The organism is Pseudomonas sp. GW822-FHT02D10 (genome assembly GCF_058802345.1).
The window spans coordinates 315,090-335,845 of the sequence record NZ_JBXAOB010000004.1 but is presented as its reverse complement, the minus strand read 5'-3'; the positions used below and the strand labels follow the sequence as shown (position 1 = coordinate 335,845).

21 protein-coding genes are annotated in these 20,756 nt (G+C 58.8%); 7 read left to right on the top strand and 14 right to left on the bottom strand.

What is annotated here, in order from left to right:
- Positions 1-137 precede the first annotated feature (137 nt).
- The 3 genes from AC1RPZ_RS09425 to AC1RPZ_RS09415 all read left to right on the top strand — a co-directional run bounded on the left by AC1RPZ_RS09425 (position 138) and on the right by AC1RPZ_RS09415 (position 2,312).
- Positions 138-1,619, top strand: a complete 1,482-nt coding sequence (locus AC1RPZ_RS09425; protein WP_493136777.1) for an APC family permease — start codon at positions 138-140, stop codon at positions 1,617-1,619.
- A 176-nt stretch (positions 1,620-1,795) separates the two neighbouring features.
- A complete protein-coding gene (locus tag AC1RPZ_RS09420) occupies positions 1,796-2,059 on the top strand; it encodes a CopG family ribbon-helix-helix protein (RefSeq protein WP_493136776.1) in 264 nt (87 codons plus the stop codon).
- Positions 2,022-2,312 (top strand): type II toxin-antitoxin system RelE/ParE family toxin, encoded by a 291-nt coding sequence (locus AC1RPZ_RS09415; RefSeq protein WP_493136775.1) that lies wholly within the window; start codon positions 2,022-2,024, stop codon positions 2,310-2,312. The genes AC1RPZ_RS09420 and AC1RPZ_RS09415 overlap by 38 nt, the downstream gene beginning before the upstream one ends.
- Positions 2,313-2,391: 79 nt before the next feature.
- Here AC1RPZ_RS09415 and AC1RPZ_RS09410 read toward each other — a convergent pair whose 3' ends face one another.
- A complete protein-coding gene (locus AC1RPZ_RS09410) occupies positions 2,392-2,577 on the bottom strand; it encodes a hypothetical protein (protein ID WP_493136842.1) in 186 nt (61 codons plus the stop codon).
- A 416-nt stretch (positions 2,578-2,993) separates the two neighbouring features.
- Between AC1RPZ_RS09410 and AC1RPZ_RS09405 the strand changes: the two genes are divergently transcribed.
- A complete protein-coding gene (locus AC1RPZ_RS09405; protein ID WP_493136774.1) occupies positions 2,994-4,628 on the top strand; it encodes a glucan biosynthesis protein D in 1,635 nt (544 codons plus the stop codon).
- Positions 4,629-4,849: 221 nt separating this feature from the next.
- Here the strand turns inward: AC1RPZ_RS09405 and AC1RPZ_RS09400 are convergent, their stop codons facing one another.
- The gene (locus AC1RPZ_RS09400) at positions 4,850-5,281 is read right to left on the bottom strand and encodes an anti-virulence regulator CigR family protein (RefSeq protein WP_493136773.1); all 432 of its coding nucleotides are present in this window, start codon (positions 5,279-5,281) and stop codon (positions 4,850-4,852) included.
- Between the two features lie 106 nt (positions 5,282-5,387).
- Between AC1RPZ_RS09400 and AC1RPZ_RS09395 the strand changes: the two genes are divergently transcribed.
- Complete coding sequence (locus AC1RPZ_RS09395; RefSeq protein WP_493136772.1) at positions 5,388-5,954, top strand: hypothetical protein; 567 nt, start codon at positions 5,388-5,390, stop codon at positions 5,952-5,954.
- Between the two features lie 144 nt (positions 5,955-6,098).
- Here AC1RPZ_RS09395 and AC1RPZ_RS09390 read toward each other — a convergent pair whose 3' ends face one another.
- From AC1RPZ_RS09390 to AC1RPZ_RS09380, 3 genes are all read right to left on the bottom strand, one after another.
- On the bottom strand, positions 6,099-7,205 hold the full coding sequence (locus tag AC1RPZ_RS09390) for an NADH:flavin oxidoreductase/NADH oxidase (RefSeq protein ID WP_493136771.1): 1,107 nt from the start codon (positions 7,203-7,205) through the stop codon (positions 6,099-6,101).
- Between the two features lie 173 nt (positions 7,206-7,378).
- Positions 7,379-9,088 (bottom strand): single-stranded-DNA-specific exonuclease RecJ, encoded by a 1,710-nt coding sequence (gene recJ / locus AC1RPZ_RS09385; RefSeq protein ID WP_493136770.1) that lies wholly within the window; start codon positions 9,086-9,088, stop codon positions 7,379-7,381.
- A gap of 66 nt (positions 9,089-9,154) precedes the next feature.
- A complete protein-coding gene (locus AC1RPZ_RS09380; protein ID WP_007897614.1) occupies positions 9,155-9,697 on the bottom strand; it encodes a YaeQ family protein in 543 nt (180 codons plus the stop codon).
- Positions 9,698-9,846: 149 nt separating this feature from the next.
- Between AC1RPZ_RS09380 and AC1RPZ_RS09375 the strand changes: the two genes are divergently transcribed.
- Together AC1RPZ_RS09375 and AC1RPZ_RS09370 are read left to right on the top strand one after the other, a co-directional pair.
- Positions 9,847-11,046, top strand: a complete 1,200-nt coding sequence (locus AC1RPZ_RS09375) for a CaiB/BaiF CoA transferase family protein (protein ID WP_493136769.1) — start codon at positions 9,847-9,849, stop codon at positions 11,044-11,046.
- Positions 11,000-11,953 (top strand): TIGR02285 family protein, encoded by a 954-nt coding sequence (locus tag AC1RPZ_RS09370; RefSeq protein WP_493136768.1) that lies wholly within the window; start codon positions 11,000-11,002, stop codon positions 11,951-11,953. Before AC1RPZ_RS09375 ends, AC1RPZ_RS09370 begins: the two co-directional genes overlap by 47 nt.
- A gap of 168 nt (positions 11,954-12,121) precedes the next feature.
- Here the strand turns inward: AC1RPZ_RS09370 and AC1RPZ_RS09365 are convergent, their stop codons facing one another.
- The 9 genes from AC1RPZ_RS09365 to rimM all read right to left on the bottom strand — a co-directional run bounded on the left by AC1RPZ_RS09365 (position 12,122) and on the right by rimM (position 20,752).
- A complete protein-coding gene (locus AC1RPZ_RS09365; protein WP_493136767.1) occupies positions 12,122-12,409 on the bottom strand; it encodes a DUF3509 domain-containing protein in 288 nt (95 codons plus the stop codon).
- Between the two features lie 156 nt (positions 12,410-12,565).
- The gene (locus AC1RPZ_RS09360; RefSeq protein WP_493136766.1) at positions 12,566-13,981 is read right to left on the bottom strand and encodes a transporter substrate-binding domain-containing protein; all 1,416 of its coding nucleotides are present in this window, start codon (positions 13,979-13,981) and stop codon (positions 12,566-12,568) included.
- A gap of 119 nt (positions 13,982-14,100) precedes the next feature.
- On the bottom strand, positions 14,101-15,510 hold the full coding sequence (gene thrC, locus AC1RPZ_RS09355; RefSeq protein WP_493136765.1) for a threonine synthase: 1,410 nt from the start codon (positions 15,508-15,510) through the stop codon (positions 14,101-14,103).
- A 66-nt stretch (positions 15,511-15,576) separates the two neighbouring features.
- Positions 15,577-16,881, bottom strand: coding sequence for a homoserine dehydrogenase (locus tag AC1RPZ_RS09350; protein WP_493136841.1), 1,305 nt, complete (start codon positions 16,879-16,881; stop codon positions 15,577-15,579).
- A gap of 134 nt (positions 16,882-17,015) precedes the next feature.
- Positions 17,016-17,747, bottom strand: coding sequence for a DsbC family protein (locus AC1RPZ_RS09345; protein ID WP_493136764.1), 732 nt, complete (start codon positions 17,745-17,747; stop codon positions 17,016-17,018).
- Positions 17,748-18,008: 261 nt separating this feature from the next.
- Positions 18,009-18,905 (bottom strand): site-specific tyrosine recombinase XerD, encoded by an 897-nt coding sequence (gene xerD, locus AC1RPZ_RS09340; RefSeq protein ID WP_493136763.1) that lies wholly within the window; start codon positions 18,903-18,905, stop codon positions 18,009-18,011.
- Positions 18,906-19,061: 156 nt separating this feature from the next.
- Complete coding sequence (gene rplS, locus AC1RPZ_RS09335; protein WP_003175895.1) at positions 19,062-19,412, bottom strand: 50S ribosomal protein L19; 351 nt, start codon at positions 19,410-19,412, stop codon at positions 19,062-19,064.
- A 45-nt stretch (positions 19,413-19,457) separates the two neighbouring features.
- Positions 19,458-20,210 carry a tRNA (guanosine(37)-N1)-methyltransferase TrmD gene (gene trmD, locus AC1RPZ_RS09330; RefSeq protein WP_493136762.1) on the bottom strand — a complete coding sequence of 251 codons (753 nt, stop codon included), beginning with the start codon at positions 20,208-20,210 and terminating at the stop codon, positions 19,458-19,460.
- 2 nt (positions 20,211-20,212) lie between these two features.
- On the bottom strand, positions 20,213-20,752 hold the full coding sequence (gene rimM, locus AC1RPZ_RS09325; RefSeq protein ID WP_123580957.1) for a ribosome maturation factor RimM: 540 nt from the start codon (positions 20,750-20,752) through the stop codon (positions 20,213-20,215).
- Between the last annotated feature and the right edge of the window lie 4 nt (positions 20,753-20,756).

The window sequence follows — 20,756 nt, the reverse complement described above, 5'->3', positions numbered from 1 at the left end:
ACGCACGGACGATGTCGGCGATTCACCCAAGGATTCCTGCAACACAAAACAATAACCACCGATCCGGGTTGAGCCGTCATGGCCCAGCCACGGTTTCGGACATCCGAAATCTGCCGATTTTCCGGAGCATCAACACCATGACTCTACCCGAACTCCCGGCAATCGCCGCCGACAGCGATGCCGAGCAGCTACGCAAGCTGGGTTACACCTCGAACTTCAATCGCAGCATGAGCCTGTGGGAAAACTTCGCCCTGGGCTTCACCTACCTCTCCCCGGTCGTAGGGGTTTATACCTTGTTCGGCCTGTGCCTGGCCGCCGGTGGCCCGCCGATGTTCTGGGCGTATTTGCTGGTCGGTTGTGGCCAATTGCTGGTCTGCCTGATCTTCGGTGAAGTGGTCTCGCAGTTCCCGATTTCCGGCGGCGTCTACCCATGGGCCCGTCGCTTGGTGGGCAAACGCTGGGCGTGGATGGTCGGCTGGATCTACTCCATCGCCCTGTGCGTGACCATCGCCGCCGTTGCCGTCGGTGCCGGTCCTTACCTGGCGGCGATGATGGGTTTTGAACCGAGCAACAACACCAACATCGTCATCGCTCTGCTGCTGACCCTGTTCGCCACTCTGGTGAACCTCAGCGGCACCAAAGTGCTGGCGCGCATCGCCATGTTCGGCTTCCTCTGCGAGCTGGTCGGTGCGGTGATAGTCGGGGTGTACCTGCTGGTGTTCGAGCGCCATCAGCCGCTCAGCGTGCTGTTCAACACCTTTGATATCCGCGTCGACGGTTCCTACCTGCCGGCGTTCCTTACTGCCTCGCTGGCGGGGATGTTTCTGTACTACGGCTTCGAGGCCTGCGGCGACGTGGCCGAAGAAACCCCGAACCCGAGCAAGCAGATTCCGGTAGCCATGCGCATGACCCTCTACATCGGTGGCATCGCAGCGATGTTCGCCTGCCTGGCGCTGATTCTGGCGGTGCCGGATATGCAAGCGGTGATCAACGGCACTGACAAGGACCCGGTGACCACCATCCTTAACAACGCCTTCGGCCCGGTTGGTTCGAAAGTGGTGATGGGTGTGGTGATGATTTCCTTCATCTCCTGCGTCATCAGCCTGCAAGCCGCAGCCAGCCGTCTGCTGTATTCCTACGCTCGTGATGAAATGGTCATCGGCAGTGCGCTGCTGAAAAAGATTTCGCCTACAACGCAGGTTCCGGTTGCCGCGCTATTCGTGTCTGGCGTCCTCCCAGCACTGATTATTGCCCTCGGCTTTTTCCTGCAAGACGCCGTCGCCACCATCGTCAGCTTCGCGGCCATCGGCATCTACCTGGCGTTCCAGATGATCGTCCTCGCCGCCCTCTACGCTCGCGCCCGCGGCTGGAAACCCAGCGGCAAGTTCACACTGGGCGCCTGGGGTCTACCGGTAAACATTGGCGCGCTGGTCTACGGCGTTGGCGCCATCATCAACATGGCCTGGCCACGCACGCCGGATGCGGCGTGGTACATCAACTACGCGATGGTGCTCAGCACCGCCATCGTCATCGGCCTGGGTCTGCTCTACATGTGGCTCGGTAAACCGTATGACCATGGCACAGCGCCTGCGGGTGATGCCTGGCAAATCAGCCGGTAACAACTAACGCCCACTGGAGGGAGCAAGCATTTGGCAACACATTGCTCACGCCCTCCAGCACCTGCCCCGCCAAGATTTCCTGACACCGCGCGCACTACGGTGGTTGACCGAAATCCAGGCAGGGCCTAGGGTGTTTATGTCGTTTACAACGTATACACACTCACAGGAGAGCCGCGATGGCCTCGCCCGTTTTGTCCTTTCGAGTCGAAGAGATTCTTGCCCGGCAGCTGGATCAGCTTGCAGCAGCGACCGATCGCGACCGTCAGTACCACCTCAAGCGTGCACTGGTGCGTTATGTAGAAGCCGAATCCTGGCATCTGCAAGCGATCGGCGAAGGTATTGCCGATGCCGATGCTGGAAAACTGACCGATCTGGACGCCGTGAAGGCTAAGTGGGTAAATCGTGCCGAGAGTCGCACTGACCGAGAAAGCCGAGAGTGAGCTGGACGCCATTCATGAACGTTATTGCGGGCTGATTGGCGCAGCCGCTGCCAACGATGTGGTGACAAGCATCCTCAACACCTTTGGTCAGCTTGAACTATTCCCCGGCTCAGGGCGTCCGTCACTGGTACCGGATGTACGTGAGCTTGTGCTGAATCAGCTTCCATTTGTTGCACCTTATCGCCTGGTACTCGGCCAAGTGCAGATCCTGCGGATATTGCATCAACGAACCGAGCGTCATCAGGAGTGGTGACATTCAATACCATCGGGGCTGATGCACAAGACAAGCAGCCCCTCCCATAAGCGAACATGGGAGAGACCGTTAACCCGCCTCAAAACTGCGATACACGGTGCATCGCATCCACCAGATAGCGCATCGCAATCCGGTCACTCTCCGATAACTCGCGATACTGCTCGACGAGTTTCACCTCCTCTGAACTGAGCCGGCGCGACCGTCGCGAGATGCTCAAGCCTGAGAAAATCCCCAAAAACCCGATGATGCCTTGCGCTTTTGCCATGGACGATGTCCCTCTGCACGTGAACTGAAACTTCAGATACTTCATCGCCCTGCTCCTTCTTCAGCAGCGACCGGCACCTGCCGGGCTGCTGCTGAACGTTTACCGGCCTCAAGGGCAAGGGCCGGTCATGAGCCTAAGAATAGGGACAAAAAAACGTTTGAGAGCGGTTTTTAGAGTAATTAGTCAAATAAATGAAAACGCTTAATTGAAACGATGCAGTGGGGCCCTTCTGAAGTGATCTGCAGGGGTTTTGTGTGAAATGAAAACTAATCAATTTTCGAGTTGTTTCGAACGCTTTATCTTATTCGGCATCTGTTTAAAATCCGATGCGTTTGGCCGAAGGCTTGTCCGAACCTCTATTTCTGATCCGTAACGCCGCCAGGAACGCCGCGGGATCGTCCAAGACAGGTTGTCTTATGCACCGCAGGAATTTGCTCAAAGCCTCCATGGCCATCGCTGCCTACACCGGCCTTTCGGCCACTGGATTGTTGGCCGCGCGTGCCTGGGCCGGGACTGCCGATGGCGAGGCCCAGGCCTTCGACTTCGAGGCCTTGCAGGCACAAGCCAAACAACTCGCCAGCAGTGGCTATATCGACACCAAGCAGGTATTGCCACCGACGCTGGCGAACATGACGCCGCAGCATTTCAACGCCATTCAGTACGACGCCAAGCATTCGCTGTGGAATGACCTGAACGGGCAACTCGATGTGCAGTTCTTCCACGTTGGCATGGGATTCAAGCAACCGGTGCGCATGTACAGCGTTGCCCCCAATACCCGTCAGGCGCGGGAAGTGCACTTCCACCCGTCATTGTTCAATTACCAGAATTCCAGCGTCGATACCGCGCAGCTCAAAGGCGACCTGGGTTTCGCCGGGTTCAAACTGTTCAAGGCCCCGGAACTGGATAAACACGACGTGGTGTCATTCCTCGGCGCCAGCTACTTCCGTGCTGTGGATAACACCGGCCAGTACGGTTTATCGGCCCGTGGTCTGGCGATCGACACCTACGCCAGGAAGCGCGAAGAGTTTCCGGACTTCACCAGGTTCTGGTTCGAAACCCCGGACAAGGACAGCACCCGCTTCGTGGTCTATGCCCTGCTCGACTCGCCCAGCGCCACCGGCGCCTACCGCTTTGATATCGACTGCCAGGCCAATCAGGTGGTGATGGCCATCGACGCGCACGTCAACGCGCGCACCGCCATCGAACAACTCGGTATCGCGCCGATGACCAGCATGTTCAGCTGCGGCACTCATGAACGGCGCATGTGCGACACCCTCCACCCGCAAATCCACGACTCGGATCGCCTCGCCATGTGGCGCGGCAACGGCGAGTGGATCTGCCGCCCGCTGAACAACCCGGCGACCCTGCAGTTCAACGCCTTCGCCGACAAGGACCCGAAAGGTTTTGGTCTGGTGCAAACCGACCATGAGTTCGACAGCTATCAGGACACCGTCGACTGGTACAGCAAGCGCCCAAGCCTGTGGGTCGAGCCGACCACCGCGTGGGGCGAAGGCTCCGTCGACCTGCTGGAGATCCCCACCACCGGCGAAACCCTGGACAACATCGTGGCCTTCTGGACCCCGAAAAAGCCGGTGGCCGCAGGCGACTCGCTGAATTATGGCTACAAGCTTTACTGGAGCGCCCTGCCACCCGTGGGGACGCCACTGGCGCGGGTCAATGCCACGCGTTCGGGCATGGGCGGCTTCACCGAGGGCTGGGCACCGGGTGAGCACTATCCGAAGGTCTGGGCACGACGCTTTGCGGTCGACTTTACCGGCGGTGGGCTGGACCGGTTACCCGCAGGCACCGGAATCGAACCAGTGGTCACGGCGTCGAGCGGTCAGGTCAAGGATTTCAACGTGCTGGTGCTCGATGACATCAAAGGCTATCGAATTACCTTTGACTGGTTCCCCACCGATGACAGCGTGGCGCCGGTCGAGCTACGGCTGTTCATCCGCACCCATGACCGGACGTTGAGCGAGACCTGGTTGTATCAGTACTTCCCGCCAGCCCCGGACAAGCGCACGTACTCGGATTGGGCGGCCTCTTGAGATAAGTGACGTCCGAGCCGGCCCCATCGCGAGCAAGCTCGCTCCCACTCTTGACCGGTGTGAACACAGATTTTGTGTACACCCGAATCCAATGTGGGAGCGAGCTTGCTCCGGGCGGCGATCCGACGATGACGGCGGCTCAGCGGCCAAGATTCCGTAAGTCAAACGAAGCCCCGGCCAGCTGCCGGGCTTTTTCGTTCTATCGTCTCGCAGCCGCAAACTCAGTCCGCCACGTTATGCAGAACCTCGTAAATCAGCCCGGTGGCGATGGTCACCAGGATCAGGTCTGTACCGACTTGCTGCCATTCATAGCCCTCATAACGGGGTAGCCTGTCCCGCATCCTGCCGTCCAGTTTTTTGGCGATGCCTGGCGGCAGAGGTTTTCCTTGGGCAATCTTCTTTTGAATGCCTGGCGGTAGCGCAGGACCCGGCGACCAATAATCACGGTTATTACCGATGATGACTCGAACACCGCCCACGTCGATCTGCGGGCCACTGTATCCATCCTCTTGTTGATAGTTCCGGGATTTGTTGCCTTTGTTCCCATGACCGTGCGGGTTCCCGTTGCCGTTGCCGGGATCTGCGTACAGAGCCGTTGAGCCAGACAAAAGCGCGATGCTTGTCAAAAAAGCTACAACTGAACGAGTCGTCATATCCGTGATCCTCTTGCCATAGTGCCTTCTGTCGGAAGCCTGAGAACTATAGACAGCTGTAGGCGTCCTATTTGATACAAACCTACCCTGATCGATGGAAGCTATCATGCTTTTAAAGAAAACGAATCTCGTCGCTGTGATGTCATGCGTAATGATGCTGGCTGCTGCGCCTTTGCTCCCCATGAGCTCCGCTTATGCAAAAGAGGGCGGAGGCCACAGTGGCGGTAACGGTGGTGCTGGCGCTGGTGCTGGCGGTAACGGCGCAGGTCACGGCGGCGGTATCGGCAGTGGCGGCCGGGGAGAAGGTCAGGCAAGCGATCATGATGGCCGAGCGGTCAGGGACCATGGCCTGAGTGGTCTTAAGGAAGGCCAGGAAAGCGATCATGACGGCCGAGCGGTCAGGGACCATGGCCTAAGTGGTCTTAAGGAAGGTCAGGAAAGCGATCATGACGGTCGCGCGGTCAGAGACCACGGCGTCAAAGGCCATCACACTGGCCGCACTCGTCATGACACTAAAGGCCATGGCGTGGCGACGTCCGGGATTGCACATTCCAAAACCACGCACGGACTGACCAAGGCCACTGCGATCTCAGCCACCACGCCAGGCGATCACAATACAAAGGGCTTGAGTAAGGCTGCCACTTCGACCACCAAACTAGACCCAGATCGGTAAACCCTGTCGTCGCGAGAGCCTTTGCGTGCTCTGGTGCGACGCACAAAACCCACCGCCCATGCGGTGCTGTTCACTCAAGAAAAAACGCCGCTTGTCCCTGAATGGGAAAGCGGCGTTTTTATTGGCTTGCACGGTGGAGCCGGATCAGTCACGCAAATCCGACTCATGGATCGGCTGATCGCGGCTCGTCGCCCGTTGATACTGTGCCGGCCAGATGGCCTTGCATCCGCCCAGATCATCGTCGGCGTGCAACGGCCAGTACGGGTCACGTAATAGTTCACGAGCCAGCAGGATAATATCGGCCTGGCAGGTGCGCAGAATGTGCTCGGCCTGCGCCGGCTCAGTGATCAATCCGACAGTGCCGGTAGCCATTCCCGACTCCTTGCGCACGCGCTCGGCAAACCGAGTCTGATAACCCGGCCCGGTAGGAATTTCCGCATTGGCCGCCGTACCGCCCGACGACACGTCGATCAAATCCACTCCTAGCGCTTTCAGACGCCGCGCCAGCTCCACGGTTTCATCCGGGTTCCAGCCATCCTCGACCCAATCGGTGGCCGATACGCGAATGAATAAGGGCAATTCTTCAGGCCAGACCGCGCGTACCGCTTCGGTCACTTGCAGCACCAGACGAATGCGATTTTCGAAAGAACCACCGTACTGATCGCGGCGCTGATTGCTCAACGGCGACAGAAACTGATGCAGCAGATAGCCGTGAGCAGCGTGCACTTCGACGACTTTAAAGCCTGCGGTCAGCGCACGTTTGGCCGACTCGACGAACGCCTGAACCACCTCGGCGATCTGCGCCTCGGTCAGTTGTGTGGGTGGTGTGTGTTCGGGGTCGAAGGCAATCGGCGAGGGGCCGACCGGGGTCCAGCCGCCATCCGCTGGTTTGACGCTGCCGTGTTTGCCCAGCCACGGCCGGTGAGTGCTGGCCTTGCGTCCGGCATGGGCCAGCTGAATACCGGCGACCGCGCCTTGGGCGGTGATGAAACGGGTGATGCGTTGCAGCGGTTCGATCTGTTCGTCGTTCCACAGACCCAGGTCCTGAGCAGTGATCCGACCGTCGGCGGTGACGGCAGTGGCTTCGGTAAATATCAGTCCGGCCCCGCCCACGGCGCGGCTACCGAGGTGTACCAGGTGCCAGTCATTGGCCAGCCCATCGACGCTGGAGTATTGGCACATCGGCGACACTGCGATACGGTTGAGCAGGGTCAATTGACGAAGAGTGTAGGGTTCAAGCAGCAGACTCATGGGGCACCTCTCAAATCAGTGGGCAGGCTCCAGGGTTCTGTTTGAATAGTCGACGAGTGACAGGAAAGGATGCAGCACCCGCCCCCGCGGGTAAAAAATTCGACAAAACGTCACAAGGCCAATCAAGCAGTGATTAGAGCCTAGTCGACATCGGTGGATCAGGCTGCGATCTTTCAGCGCGGTTCGATGTGGGCAATCATCAGCTGGACGGTTTCCTGACCGCGGAATTCATTGACGTCGAGCTTGTAGGCCAGCTCGACCCAGCGGATGGTCGGGTTCGGCCAGACGTCGCGGTCGATGCCAAAGGCAATGCCGTCGAGTTTCACCGAACCACATTCGCTTTTCAGCACCACTTTGAGGTGGCGCTCACCGACCACTCGCTGTTCGACCAACTGGAACACGCCGTGAAACAGCGGCTCCGGGAAGTGTTGGCCCCAAGGGCCGGCATGACGCAGGGCGCGGGCCAACTCCAGGTGAAACTCTTCGACCGCCAGGGTGCCATCCGACAGCAACCGCCCGGTCAGGTCTTCTTCACGCATTTGCCGGCGGACTTCAGCGTCGAAGGCCTCGGCGAACAACGGAAAATTCGCTTCCGGCAAGGTCAAGCCCGCCGCCATGGCGTGGCCACCGTACTTGCTGATCAGCGTCGGATGCTGCGCCGCCACCACACTCAAGGCGTCACGAATATGAAAGCCCTGCACTGAACGTCCCGAGCCCTTGAGCATGCCGTCACCGGCGTCGGCAAAGGCGATGGTCGGACGGAAATAGCGCTCTTTCATACGCGAAGCAAGGATCCCGATGACACCCTGGTGCCACTCGGGATCGAACAGGCACAAGCCGAACGGCATCGACTCCAGCGGCAAGTCCTTGAGCTGGGCCAACGCTTCGCGCTGCATGCCCTGTTCGATGGATTTGCGGTCCTGATTCATGCCATCCAGTTGCGCGGCCATTTCACGGGCGGCGCCTGCGTCTTCGGTGAGCAGACATTCGATGCCCAGGCTCATGTCGTCCAGACGCCCCGCCGCGTTCAGGCGTGGGCCGAGGATAAACCCCAGATCGGTGGAGGTGATGCGCGAGTGATCGCGCTTGGCTACTTCGAGAATCGCCTTGATACCCGGCCGGGCCCGGCCAGCGCGAATCCGCTCCAGGCCCTGATGCACCAGAATCCGGTTGTTGGCATCCAGTGGTACCACGTCGGCAACACTGCCCAGCGCCACCAGATCCAGCAACTCGCCGATGTTCGGCTGCGGCTTGCTCTCGTACCAGCCCAGGCTACGCAAGCGTGCACGCAACGCCATCAGCACATAGAAAATCACCCCGACACCGGCCAGCGCCTTGCTCGGAAACTCACAACCTGGCTGGTTCGGATTGACGATGGCATCGGCCACCGGCAGTTCGTCACCGGGCAAGTGGTGGTCGGTGACCAACACTTTCAGCCCGGCCTTTTTCGCCGCTACCACGCCTTCGACACTGGAAATACCGTTGTCCACGGTGATCAGCAACTGTGGCTGGCGCTCCAGCGCCACCGCGACGATTTCCGGGGTCAGGCCGTAACCGTACTCAAAACGGTTGGGCACCAGATAATCGACGTGAGAGGCGCCGAGCAAGCGCAGTCCCAACAGGCCAACGGTGCTGGCGGTCGCGCCATCGGCATCGAAGTCGCCGACGATCAGAATCCGTTGACGCTGCTCCAGCGCCACCACCAGCAAATCCACCGCCGCCTCGATACCCTTGAGCTGTTGATACGGGATCAAGCGCGCCAGGCTCTTGTCCAGCTCCGCCTCGGACTGCACGCCCCGCGCTGCATACAGGCGAGTCAGTAGCGGAGGCAAATCACCGAGAAACGGCAGAGTGGCGGGTAGCAGGCGAGGTTCGATGCGCATGAGATGACAGGTGCTTCTCTTGAAAACGTAGGATAAAACCGGGTGATGCGATCCAGCGCTGAAAAATCAGCCGCGTTCGCCGCTCAACCACTGCAACTGGACTTCATGCTGACCACGGTCGTCGGTGACGAAAATCGTCCCTTCGCTGATCATCACGTCCCACTTGATAACGCGGGGCATGTCCTTGGCCAGGGTTTCCAGCACTTCCTGAGGAACAGCCGCGATATGTACGTTTTTCAGGTTTTTGATCGCCGGGATCACTTTGGTTTCCCAGACGCGCAGGCTGCCGTAGGCCAGCAGACTGGTGCGCTCGGTACGGCGCGAGCACCAGGTCAGGCGATCGGCGTCTGGCTGGCCGACTTCGATCCAGTGCAGAACGCGGTCATCCAGGCTCTTTTCCCACAGCGCAGGTTCGTCCACGTCCGACAGACCTCGACCGAAAGACAGCTGCTCGTTGTACCAGAAGGCGTAGGCCAGCAGCCGCACGGTCATGCGTTCTTCGGTTTCCGAAGGGTGACGGGCGATGGTCTGCTTAACGCTCTCGTACACGCTACGGTCGAGGTCGGTGAGGTTCAGTTCAAACTTGTAGGTCGTGGACGGCTGGGCCATGAACGGGCTTCTTGATACGAGGAAAGGCGGCAAGTCTAACCGATGCGGGGGCCAATCAACGAATCATGACCGCCATCAACCTTGGGCGATGAGGCCCGGGCTATGTTAAAACGCTGTATTCGCTCAGCCTTTGTCCTACAGGATCGCCCATGCCGCTCACCGCCAAACCCCTTGCCGGCCTGAAAGTCATCGAACTCGGTACCTTGATCGCCGGGCCTTTTGCCTCGCGTATTTGTGCCGAGTTCGGCGCCGAAGTGATCAAGATCGAATCTCCGGATGGCGGTGATCCGCTGCGCAAGTGGCGCAAACTCTACGAAGGCACCTCGCTGTGGTGGTTCGTCCAGGCGCGCAACAAGAAGTCCCTGACGCTGAACCTCAAGCACCCCGACGGGCTGGCGATTCTCAAACAGCTGCTCAGCGAAGCCGACATTCTCATCGAAAATTTCCGTCCCGGCGTGCTGGAGAAACTGGGCCTGGGCTGGGACGTGCTGCATGCGCTGAACCCGAAACTGGTGATGGTCCGGCTGTCGGGCTTTGGGCAAACCGGGCCGATGAAGGATCAACCGGGCTTTGGTGCGGTGGGCGAATCCATGGGCGGTTTGCGTTACATCACCGGTTTCGAGGATCGACCGCCGGTGCGCACCGGGATTTCCATCGGTGATTCGATTGCCGCGCTCTGGGGCGTGATCGGCGCGCTGATGGCCTTGCGTCACCGCGAGGTCAACGGTGGTCAGGGGCAAGTGGTGGACGTGGCGTTGTACGAGGCGATCTTCGCCATGATGGAAAGCATGGTCCCGGAATTCGACGTGTTCGGGTTTATCCGCGAGCGCACTGGCAACATCATGCCCGGCATCACGCCCTCCTCCATCCACACCAGCGCCGACGGCAAACACGTGCAGATCGGCGCCAACGGCGATGCGATCTTCAAGCGCTTCATGCAAACCATCGGCCGTGACGACTTGGCCAACGATCCGCTGCTTGCCAGCAACGACGGCCGCGATAGCCGCCGCGATGAGCTGTATGGGGTCATTGATCGCTGGGTCAGTTCGTTGTCACTGGATGCCGTGATCGAGCAGTTGAACCAGGCCGAAGTGCCGGCCAGCCGGATCTTCAGTGCCGAAGACATGTTCAGCGACCCGCAATTTCTCGCGCGGGAAATGTTCCTGCAAGCCAAGCTGCCCGACGGCAAGGACTTCAAGATGCCGGGCATCGTGCCAAAACTCTCGGAGACGCCAGGCGCTTGCGAATGGGTCGGAGCAGAGTTGGGTGAGCATAACGCGCAGGTACTGAGCGAACTTGGCTATGACCCGGCACAGATCGCGCGACTGCGTGCAGATGGGGCTATTTAAACTGAAAAGGTTGTCAGCGATTCGCCGGTGTGTGGCGCCGCGCCTGCGGATTCTGAGCGTGGCTGCAACGCTGGCATACCTGCTGACAATCCCCACGGCCGCTCAAGCCAAGGACACATTGATCTGGCTGCTGCGGGATTTTCCACCGCTGACGATTTTCGAAGGGCCACAAAAGAATCAGGGCGTGGTCGATCAGTTTTTGCCGCTGTTGATCGCCAGCATGCCTGAATACCAACACAGGACGTTACGGGTCAACCGCGCGCGCGGCATGCAAATGCTCCTGGAGCCGAGCTTCACCTGCGACCCTTCGCTGCTGTGGAACCCGGAACGGGCAAAACGGCTTGCCTATTCCATTGCGGCCTATCGAGTCCGCAGCAACGGCGTTGCGATACGCCATCAAGACCGTGAGGTCCTGGCGCCCTTCATCATCGACAACACCGTCGATCTGGCACAGCTGCTGGCTCAGCAAGACAAAAAACTGGGAGTGGTCGCCGAACGCAGTTACGGTCAGGTCGTTGACCGCCTGCTACAACAGGCACCCGGCAACAGTCTGTCAGCCCATTACGGTAACGATGCCCTTGGCAGTCTGCTACAGATGCAGCGCCTGGGGCGCTTGAGCGCGTTGCTCGGGTATTGGCCGGAGATTCGCTATCAGGCGCAGCAGCAAGGCATTTCGCCCGATGATCTGGAGTTTTACGCAATTCGTGGCACGGACAAGTACCAAACCACCCACATCGCTTGCTCGGATACGCAGCAGGGTCGCGAAGCCATCAGCCACATCAATCAGACGTTGCGCCAACTGCGGCAGAACCGGCTGATCGAGCTTTACGCCCAGTGGCTCGATCCGCAAATGCGCCGTGAGTATCTGGAAGACGCCAAGACGTTTTTTCAGGATGAGGCACCCTGACCAAACGCCGGGCAAAAGAAACCCCGAGAAGTGGGGAGACGACTCGGGGTTAAACGTGGCCTACAAGGACCCGTACAACACGTGACAAGCACCGGAGCACAATGCTTGATCCTGTTGATAAAGGGTCTGACTAATCTGATTGCGGGAAGGTTCCCACAAAAAAACAATTCAGTTTCCGACAGCAAGACGCTTGTCTTGCGCAACATTGCGCAGAGCCGCAATCACGCTAGGCTCCAGTCGTCCTTCGGCGATCAACAAGTCGCGGTGCAATCCGTCGACAACATCTGTCAGCAGCCGTTTATCCGTGAACTGCGCCTGATTGAACTCACGTTCGACCATGATGGCGTCAGTGGCACTCTTCAATGTCACCAGGCATTCGCCATGGGCACCTGACGGGGTCAGTGTTACCTGATACGGGCTCAATGCCTCACCCAGCAATAGGCTGATACTTTCCATCTCGATCACCACTCAATAGTCCGAAAACAAAGTGCCAAGGGCGTGATCAATGACCACTGGCCCGAGAAGAAAGTTCTGAACTCAACTGACGGCATACCGCTTTACCCTGAGTCGTCAGAGCATGCATGGAAAAGATGACAGGAAAAAAACAGCACCTTAAGTGAGCCCCTGAGCGGCGCCCCTCTCGTCAGAATTGCGCGGGTCAGGCTCATGGCGCTGACGTCCATGGGTGTCGGTCCAGCCGCCCACCACACCTCGCAGCAAACCCTCGGCGCTATAAAACGGCACCGTCCACTGATAAACGTCCCTCACACCATTGTTGAATGTCAGCTGGCGCTCGGTAAATCGGGTTTTCCGACTGCTGAGTTGATCCATGATTTCCGCATGCAGAAGCTCGGCCGTCGAGGCAGGCAAAACGTTGATCTCTGTCAGGCGTTTTCCCTGCACCTGGTCAAAGCGGGTCGACAAGTGCTCTTCATAGCTCTTGTTGCACAGGATCAACCGCCCCTCCAGATCCCGTACAAACACCGGATCGGGCATGGCATCCATCAGGGCATGCTGGAACGCCAGTTGATCACCAAGCCCCTGTTCGGCTTTCAGTCGCTGTTTGATCTGCATGTTCAGACGCTGGTTCCACAGCAGTGAAATCAGCCCGAAGAGACCCGCGAAAAATCCCCCCCAGCAGCCCCATTGGTAAAACCGCTGCCACAGCGAGGGTGGTTGCCTGGGCACCACGCCGCTGAGCCACTTCGAACGAATCGCGCGCAACTCTGCCGGAGGAAAAGCTTCGAGCGCCTTGTTGAGAATGCTCAACAGCTCTGGCTGCGCTTTGCGCAGGGCCAGATGGTCGGCTTCCCACAGACCTTCGATCGTTGAGCCGATTGCCAGCCGACCCGCCGGGTACAGTTGGGCGCCAGTCTCGTTTTCAATGGTGACGTAGGCTTCGCCGCTTTCGACCAGGGCGCGTGCCTCGGCGTAGGTCTTGACCGAACGCAGCTCGATCTGCGGATAGTCACGGCGGATACCCGCCTCCAGCGCATGCCTGGCCGGTAGCGCCAGCACCTTGCCTGAAAGGTCTTCTAACGAATCGAGCCGAGCAACCCCGGCCCGCCCGACGAACACCCAGCCAGCCCCGCCAAAGGCATGGCTGAAATCCAGAAAGCCTTTGCGTTCGTCGTTAACGGCGAGTGTCGTGCTCATGTCGGCCCTGCCGCTTTCCAGCAGCCCGAGCAGGTGTTCGGTCGAGAACGACTCTTCATGAACAAACTCCAATCCGGTCATCCGCGAAAGGCGTTGGAGAATGTCGTTGTTCAGACCGCTCCATTGACCGTGCTCATCCTTGAACAGGAACAACGGGAACTGCACCGACGCGACGATCACTCGCCGGTGTTCGGCAATCCATTCGAGTTCCGAAGCCTCCAGCTTAAAGTTGTCATGGGTGATGGGAACCCCGATGTCCAAAGCACCGAACTGAGCCGCCAATGCACTGTGCCCCAGCCCCAGCCCCAGCCCCATGGCACTCAATAAAAACATCCAGCACAAGGCCGGCTTTAATCCATTAAAAAACCGCATGCCCACGTCCTTCACGTCCACTCACCCATCCTTGAGGGGCGAAACAACGACAAGTGTGCCATGCAGAAATGAGAAAGCCCGTCAGGAGACGGGCTTCAAAATGTGACAGGCTTTACCGGTCAGAGTGGCTTGCCGCGGTTGCCATGCTGACTGACAAAGGCCTGCACGGCTTTCAGGTCGTTTGGCAAAACGGTGCAGCGCTCATCTCGCTCAAACAAATCAGACAGATGGGCAGGCAGTTCAAGCGCTTTTCCTACGCCAGCTTTTTCGACTGCCTCGGGGAATTTGACCGGATGGGCCGTTCCCAGAATCACCATCGGAATATCGAGGCTACGACGGCACTCACGTGCGGCCTTGACGCCGATGGCCGTGTGCGGATCGAGCAGTTCTCCGGTTTGTTCGAAGACTTCAGCGATGGTCTCGCAGGTTTGCGCGTCATCCACCGCCAGCGAGTCGAAGAGCTTGCGGGCTTCGGTCCAGCGCTCTTGCTCGACGCTGAAACCGCCACCTTGCTTGAAGGTGTCCATCAGGCCGGCGATTGCTGCACCGTTGCGACCGTGCAGGTCGAACAGCAAGCGTTCGAAGTTCGACGACACCATGATGTCCATCGACGGCGACAGTGTGGCGTGCAGGGTTTCCTTGACGTACTGATTGCCGCTCATGAAGCGGTGCAGGATGTCGTTGCGGTTGGTTGCGACGATCAACTGATTGATCGGCAGGCCCATGTTGCGCGCCAGGTAGCCGGCGAAGATATCGCCGAAGTTGCCGGTTGGCACCGAGAACGATACCGAACGCGCCGGGCCGCCCAACTGCAGGGCTGCGTGGAAGTAGTAGACGATCTGGGCCATGATCCGCGCCCAGTTGATCGAGTTCACCGCCACCAGGCGCGTGCCTTTGAGGAAGCTCTGGTCGGCGAAGCTGGCCTTGACCATTTCCTGGCAGTCATCGAAGTTGCCTTCGATGGCGATGTTGTGGATGTTCTCACCAAAAAGGGTGGTCATCTGCCGACGCTGCACTTCGGACACGCGGTTGTGTGGGTGCAGGATGAAGATGTCGACGTTTTCGCAGTGCTTGCAGCCTTCGATGGCGGCCGAACCGGTATCACCCGAGGTGGCGCCAACGATCACTACGCGCTCGCCGCGCTTTTCCAGCACGTAGTCGAGCAGACGACCGAGCAGTTGCAGGGCGAAGTCCTTGAACGCCAGGGTCGGGCCGTGAAACAGCTCCAGCACCCATTCGTTACCGTTCAACTGACGCAGCGGTGCAACGGCGTTGTGGGAAAACACACCGTATGTTTCTTCGAGGATTTTTTTGAAGTCGGCATCAGGAATGCTGCCGGTAACGAACGGGCGCATTACCCGGAAGGCCAGCTCGTGGTACGGCAGGCCGGCCCAGGAAGCGATTTCTTCCTGGGTGAAACGCGGCAGGTTTTCCGGCACGTACAGGCCGCCGTCGCTGGCCAGACCTGCCAGCAGCACGTCTTCGAAATTCAGGGCCGGTGCCTGGCCGCGGGTACTGATATAACGCATGACTGGCTCCACTATTCAGAGTTCGCAAACCCGGGCCCGTGCGCGGGCCCGGTGAACAATAACGACTTAGTTCAGGTGCTCGACGCGGATCCGCACCACCGGACCGACCACGCCCTGCAAGGCTTCGAGCGCTGCAATGGCGTCGTTCATGTGCTGTTCCAGCACACGGTGGGTCAGCAGGATCATTGGCACCAGGCCGTCGTGTTCTTCGACTTCTTTTTGCATGATCGATTCGATGTTGATACCGCGCTCCGACAGGATGCTCGCCACCTGGGCCAGCACGCCCGGATGGTCCTTGGCCTGAATGCGCAGGTAGTAGGCGCTTTCGCAGGCTTCGATCGGCAGGATCGGGTGGGCCGACAGCGAATCCGGCTGGAAAGCCAGGTGCGGTACGCGGTTTTCCGGGTCGGAGGTCATGGCGCGAACCACGTCCACCAGGTCCGCGATTACCGACGAAGCCGTAGGCTCCATGCCGGCACCCGCGCCGTAGAACAGGGTCGAACCGGCGGCGTCGCCGTTGACCATGACCGCGTTCATCACACCGTTGACGTTGGCGATCAGACGATCGGCCGGGATCAGGGTCGGGTGCACACGCAGTTCGATACCGGCGGCGGTGCTGCGTGCCACGCCTAGGTGCTTGATGCGATAGCCCAGGGCTTCGGCATAGTTCACGTCAGCGGTGGTCAGCTTGGTGATGCCTTCGGTGTAGGCCTTGTCGAATTGCAGCGGGATACCAAACGCGATCGAGGCCAGGATGGTCAGCTTGTGCGCCGCATCGATACCTTCGACGTCGAAGGTCGGATCGGCTTCGGCGTAACCCAACGCCTGGGCTTCGGCGAGCACGTCTGCGAAGGTCCGGCCCTTCTCACGCATTTCGGTAAGGATGAAGTTGCCGGTGCCGTTGATGATCCCGGCGACCCAGTTGATGCGGTTGGCCGACAGGCCTTCACGAATCGCCTTGATCACCGGAATGCCACCGGCCACCGCGGCTTCGAACGCTACGATCACGCCCTTCTCGCGGGCCTTGGCGAAGATTTCGTTGCCGTGAACGGCGATCAGCGCCTTGTTCGCGGTGACTACGTGTTTTCCGTTCTCGATCGCTTTGAGTACCAGCTCACGGGCAACGGTGTAGCCGCCCATCAGCTCTACGACAATGTCGATCTCAGGGTTCGTGGCCACTTCGAAGACATCGTTGGTAATCGCAATACCGGTCGTCTGGAACTGAGGCTTTGGCGTGCGCATGGCAATTTGTGCCACTTCGATTCCACGCCCGGCACGACGAGCAATTTCCTCGGCGTTGCGCTGAAGTACGTTGAAGGTACCGCCACCGACGGTCCCTAACCCACAGATGCCTACTTTGACCGGTTTCACTGTGAACTCCCCATAAAACGGCCGACTCAAGGTCGGCCGTAAAAACAACCGCATGCTCGCGGCTCTCTATTAATGGCCCGGCGAACGCTGCCGCCGAACCATGATCGTCAATGGCTGACCGTGACGATGCGAATTTACTTCGCGCCCAGCGCCAGTTTGGCGACTTGTGGCGCAGGCTGGTAGCCCGGAATGACTTGGCCATCGGCCAAAACGATGGCCGGTGTACCGTTCACGCCGATCGACTGACCCAGGGCGAACTGCTTGGAAACCGGGTTGGCGCACTTGGCGGCCTTGATTTCCTTGCCCTCGACCATTTTGTCCATGGCGGCTTTTTTGTCAGTGGAGCACCAGACGGCTTGCAGTTGCTCATCACCCGGTGAGCCGAGGCCCTGGCGCGGGAAAGCAACATAACGCACTTCGATGCCCATTTTGTTCAATGCAGGCACTTCGGCGTGCAATTTGTGGCAATACGGGCAGGTGGTGTCGGTGAACACGGTGATGTGGGTCTTGGTTTCGCCAATCGCCGGGTAAACCACGGTTTCAGCGACCGGAATGCCGTTGATCAGCTTGGAGATACCCAGACGCTCGGCCTGCTCGGTCAGGTTGACCGGTTTGCCGTCCTTGAGCTGGAACACGTAGCCCTGAACGATGTACTGGCCGTCGGCGCTGGCGTACAGCACGCGGCTACCCTTGAGTTTGACTTCGTAGAGACCGGCCAATGGACTGGCGCTAATGGACTCGATCGGAGTGTCGAGCTGGAGGGTTTCCAGGCTTTTACGAATGGCTTTATCAGCCGCATCATCGGCGATGGCAAAGGTGCTGACCAACGCAATGGCTGCGGCGGCGAAAATCTGGGTCAGACGCATGAGAACTCCTGAAGGCGGACAAATGGATCGGTTAGAACGCCCGTACTGAAACACCGGGTCATAACCGCCCATCGTGCAAACCCGCAAAGCCTACCACATAAGGCCCGCGTGGCCGAATGGAGCTGACACAAGACATCATGGGAAACACAAACCCTTTGTGGGAGCGAGCTTGCTCGCGATAGCTATCTGTCAGTCACATCAATGCTGGATGTGCCGTCGCAATCGCGAGCAAGCTCGCTCCCACATAAAGCAAAGCAGCATTCAGCCGCGCGGGTGGTGTTTGGCGTGCAGGTCTTGCAAACGGGCGCGAGCGACGTGGGTGTAGATCTGCGTGGTCGAGAGGTCGCTATGACCGAGCAGCATCTGCACCACCCGCAAGTCAGCGCCGTGGTTAAGCAGATGGGTGGCGAAGGCGTGCCGCAAGGTGTGCGGCGACAGGGACTTGCCGATCCCGGCAACCTTGGCCTGATGCTTGATGCGATGCCAGAAGGTCTGGCGAGTCATCTGCTCGCCTCGCAGGCTCGGGAACAACACATCGCTGGGCCGCCCGCCGAGTAACTCGCCACGCGCATCGCGCATATAGCGCTCGACCCAGACAATCGCCTCCTCACCCATCGGCACCAGTCGCTCCTTGCTGCCCTTGCCCATGACGCGCAGCACGCCCTGGCGCAGATTGATCTGTTCCAGCGTCAGGCTGATCAGCTCGGTGACCCGCAAGCCGCAGGCATACAGCACTTCCAGCATGGCGCGATCGCGCTGGCCGATCGCTTCGCTCAGATCCGGTGCGGCAAGCAAGGCTTCCACGTCCGCCTCCGACAATGATTTGGGCAATGGCCTGCCGAGTTGCGGCATGTCGACGCGCAATGTCGGATCGACGGCAATCAGCTTTTCACGCAGCAAATAGCGATAGAACCCACGCACCCCCGAGAGAAACCGTGCGGTAGACCGGGGTTTGTAGTTTTGTTCAAGGCGCCAGGCCAGATGATCGAGAATCAGCTCGCGCCCGGCATTGACCAGCTCCAGACCCTTTTCCTGCAACCACCCATTGAACAGGGCCAGGTCGCTGCGATAAGCGTCACGGGTGTTATCGGACAGGCCTTTTTCCAGCCACAGGGCGTCGAGAAACTGGTCTATCAGTGGATGATCGATGGCAGGCATAAAGGCTCAAGCAAAACAGACAAAAACTGAAAGGTGGCGAACAGTCTTTCATAGCATGGCCGTTCGCGGAACCCTTGCACTTTCAGGGAACGGAATAAATGACGGGCAACAAAAAAGCAGCCCGTAGGCTGCTTTTTTCTGCATCGGAAGCTGGACTTAAGCCAGTTTTTCCTTGATGCGAGCTGCTTTACCCGACAGGTCACGCAGGTAGTACAGCTTGGCTTTACGTACGTCACCGCGACGCTTGACGGCCATGCTGTCGATTTGCGGGCTGTAGGTCTGGAAAGTACGCTCTACGCCAACACCGTTGGAGATTTTACGAACAGTGAAAGCACTGTTCACACCACGGTTACGCTTGGCGATAACGACGCCTTCGAACGCTTGCAGACGCGAACGGTCGCCTTCCTTCACTTTCACCTGAACGACAATGGTGTCGCCCGGGGCAAAGGTAGGGATCTCTTTGGTCATCTGCTCTGCTTCGAGTGCAAGGATGATTTTGTTAGTCATGCTGTGCTCCTAAGGTAAATCGTCGGATCTACCATCGATACGTTGTTAACTATCGTCCCGCTCGCGGATGTATTCCTCGAGCAGCTTCTTCTCTTCTCCAGAAAGCGAGCGGCTTTCCAGAAGATCGGCGCGTCGTTCAAAGGTCCTGCCAAGGGACTGCTGTAAACGCCAACGCCGGATATGCGCGTGATTGCCACTTAGCAACACGTCGGGAACACGCTGATCCGCATACACCTCAGGTCGGGTGTAGTGCGGGCAATCCAGCAGACCATCCGTAAAGGAATCTTCCTCGGCGGAGTCCGCATGCCCTAAAGCTCCAGGCAGCAGTCGTGTAACCGCATCGATCAGGACCATCGCCGGCAGCTCGCCGCCAGACAGTACATAGTCGCCAATCGACCACTCTTCATTGACATGAGCCTCAATAAAACGCTCGTCAATGCCTTCATAGCGGCCGGCAATCAGGATTAATGCTTCCTCATTCGCCAACTCGCGTACCGCCGACTGAGTCAGTTGACGGCCTTGGGGCGACAGGTAAATTACCTTCGCCGCCTCCCCGGCTGCTGCCTTGGCCTGAACCAGAGCATCTTCCAGGGGCTTGATCTTCATCACCATGCCCGGGCCACCGCCAAATGGGCGATCGTCCACAGTGTGATGTCGATCCGTTGTGTAGTCTCGCGGATTCCAACAGGTCAGTTGCAAGAGCCCCTGTTTCACCGCACGACTGGTGATGCCGTAGTCGCTGATGGCGGAAAACATCTCGGGAAACAAACTGATCACTTCGACGCGCAAGTTAGCCACGCTTAGAAGTCCGCGTCCCAATCCACCTTCATCTCGCCCGCTGCGAGGTCGACGGCCAACACGCATTGCTCCGTATAGGGCAACAGGCGTTCGCGATCATCCAGGCTGCCAGCGCAAGGCTTGACCACCATGACATCGTTCGAGCCAGTCTCCAGCAGGTGATCGATCTTCCCGAGCAATTGCCCGAGGTGGTCGATGACCTTCAGACCTTCCAGCTGGTACCAGTAGTACTCGCCGTCGGTCAGATCAGGAAACAGGTTACGCGGCACGCAGATTTCAAAACCGGCCAGAAGACGAGCTTCTTCACGGTCATCGAGACCTTTGAGCTTTGTGACCAGAAACTTGCCGTTATGTACACGGCCGCTGACCAGCTCTACCTGCCGTACATCGCCTTCGCGCTTGAGCGTCCAGGTTTTGTAGTCCAACAGGTTTCCAATCGGATCAGTAAAGGAAAAAACCTTCACTTCGCCGCGAACGCCATGAATAGAGTAAATCTTGCCGATAACGATCAAATCATCAGCGATTGCTGGCGTCGCGTTCATATTG

Excerpts from the sequence above, each read along its gene's own strand:
- AC1RPZ_RS09425 (WP_493136777.1), top strand. The coding sequence starts at position 138 with ATGACTCTACCCGAACTCCCGGCAATCGCCGCCGACAGCGATGCCGAG.
- AC1RPZ_RS09420 (WP_493136776.1), top strand. The coding sequence starts at position 1,796 with ATGGCCTCGCCCGTTTTGTCCTTTCGAGTCGAAGAGATTCTTGCCCGG.
- AC1RPZ_RS09410 (WP_493136842.1), bottom strand. The coding sequence starts at position 2,577 with ATGGCAAAAGCGCAAGGCATCATCGGGTTTTTGGGGATTTTCTCAGGC.
- AC1RPZ_RS09405 (WP_493136774.1), top strand. The coding sequence starts at position 2,994 with ATGCACCGCAGGAATTTGCTCAAAGCCTCCATGGCCATCGCTGCCTAC.
- AC1RPZ_RS09400 (WP_493136773.1), bottom strand. The coding sequence starts at position 5,281 with ATGACGACTCGTTCAGTTGTAGCTTTTTTGACAAGCATCGCGCTTTTG.
- AC1RPZ_RS09395 (WP_493136772.1), top strand. The coding sequence starts at position 5,388 with ATGCTTTTAAAGAAAACGAATCTCGTCGCTGTGATGTCATGCGTAATG.
- AC1RPZ_RS09390 (WP_493136771.1), bottom strand. The coding sequence starts at position 7,205 with ATGAGTCTGCTGCTTGAACCCTACACTCTTCGTCAATTGACCCTGCTC.
- recJ (WP_493136770.1), bottom strand. The coding sequence starts at position 9,088 with ATGCGCATCGAACCTCGCCTGCTACCCGCCACTCTGCCGTTTCTCGGT.
- AC1RPZ_RS09380 (WP_007897614.1), bottom strand. The coding sequence starts at position 9,697 with ATGGCCCAGCCGTCCACGACCTACAAGTTTGAACTGAACCTCACCGAC.
- AC1RPZ_RS09375 (WP_493136769.1), top strand. The coding sequence starts at position 9,847 with ATGCCGCTCACCGCCAAACCCCTTGCCGGCCTGAAAGTCATCGAACTC.
- AC1RPZ_RS09370 (WP_493136768.1), top strand. The coding sequence starts at position 11,000 with ATGACCCGGCACAGATCGCGCGACTGCGTGCAGATGGGGCTATTTAAA.
- AC1RPZ_RS09365 (WP_493136767.1), bottom strand. The coding sequence starts at position 12,409 with ATGGAAAGTATCAGCCTATTGCTGGGTGAGGCATTGAGCCCGTATCAG.
- AC1RPZ_RS09360 (WP_493136766.1), bottom strand. The coding sequence starts at position 13,981 with ATGCGGTTTTTTAATGGATTAAAGCCGGCCTTGTGCTGGATGTTTTTA.
- thrC (WP_493136765.1), bottom strand. The coding sequence starts at position 15,510 with ATGCGTTATATCAGTACCCGCGGCCAGGCACCGGCCCTGAATTTCGAA.
- AC1RPZ_RS09345 (WP_493136764.1), bottom strand. The coding sequence starts at position 17,747 with ATGCGTCTGACCCAGATTTTCGCCGCCGCAGCCATTGCGTTGGTCAGC.
- xerD (WP_493136763.1), bottom strand. The coding sequence starts at position 18,905 with ATGCCTGCCATCGATCATCCACTGATAGACCAGTTTCTCGACGCCCTG.
- rplS (WP_003175895.1), bottom strand. The coding sequence starts at position 19,412 with ATGACTAACAAAATCATCCTTGCACTCGAAGCAGAGCAGATGACCAAA.
- rimM (WP_123580957.1), bottom strand. The coding sequence starts at position 20,752 with ATGAACGCGACGCCAGCAATCGCTGATGATTTGATCGTTATCGGCAAG.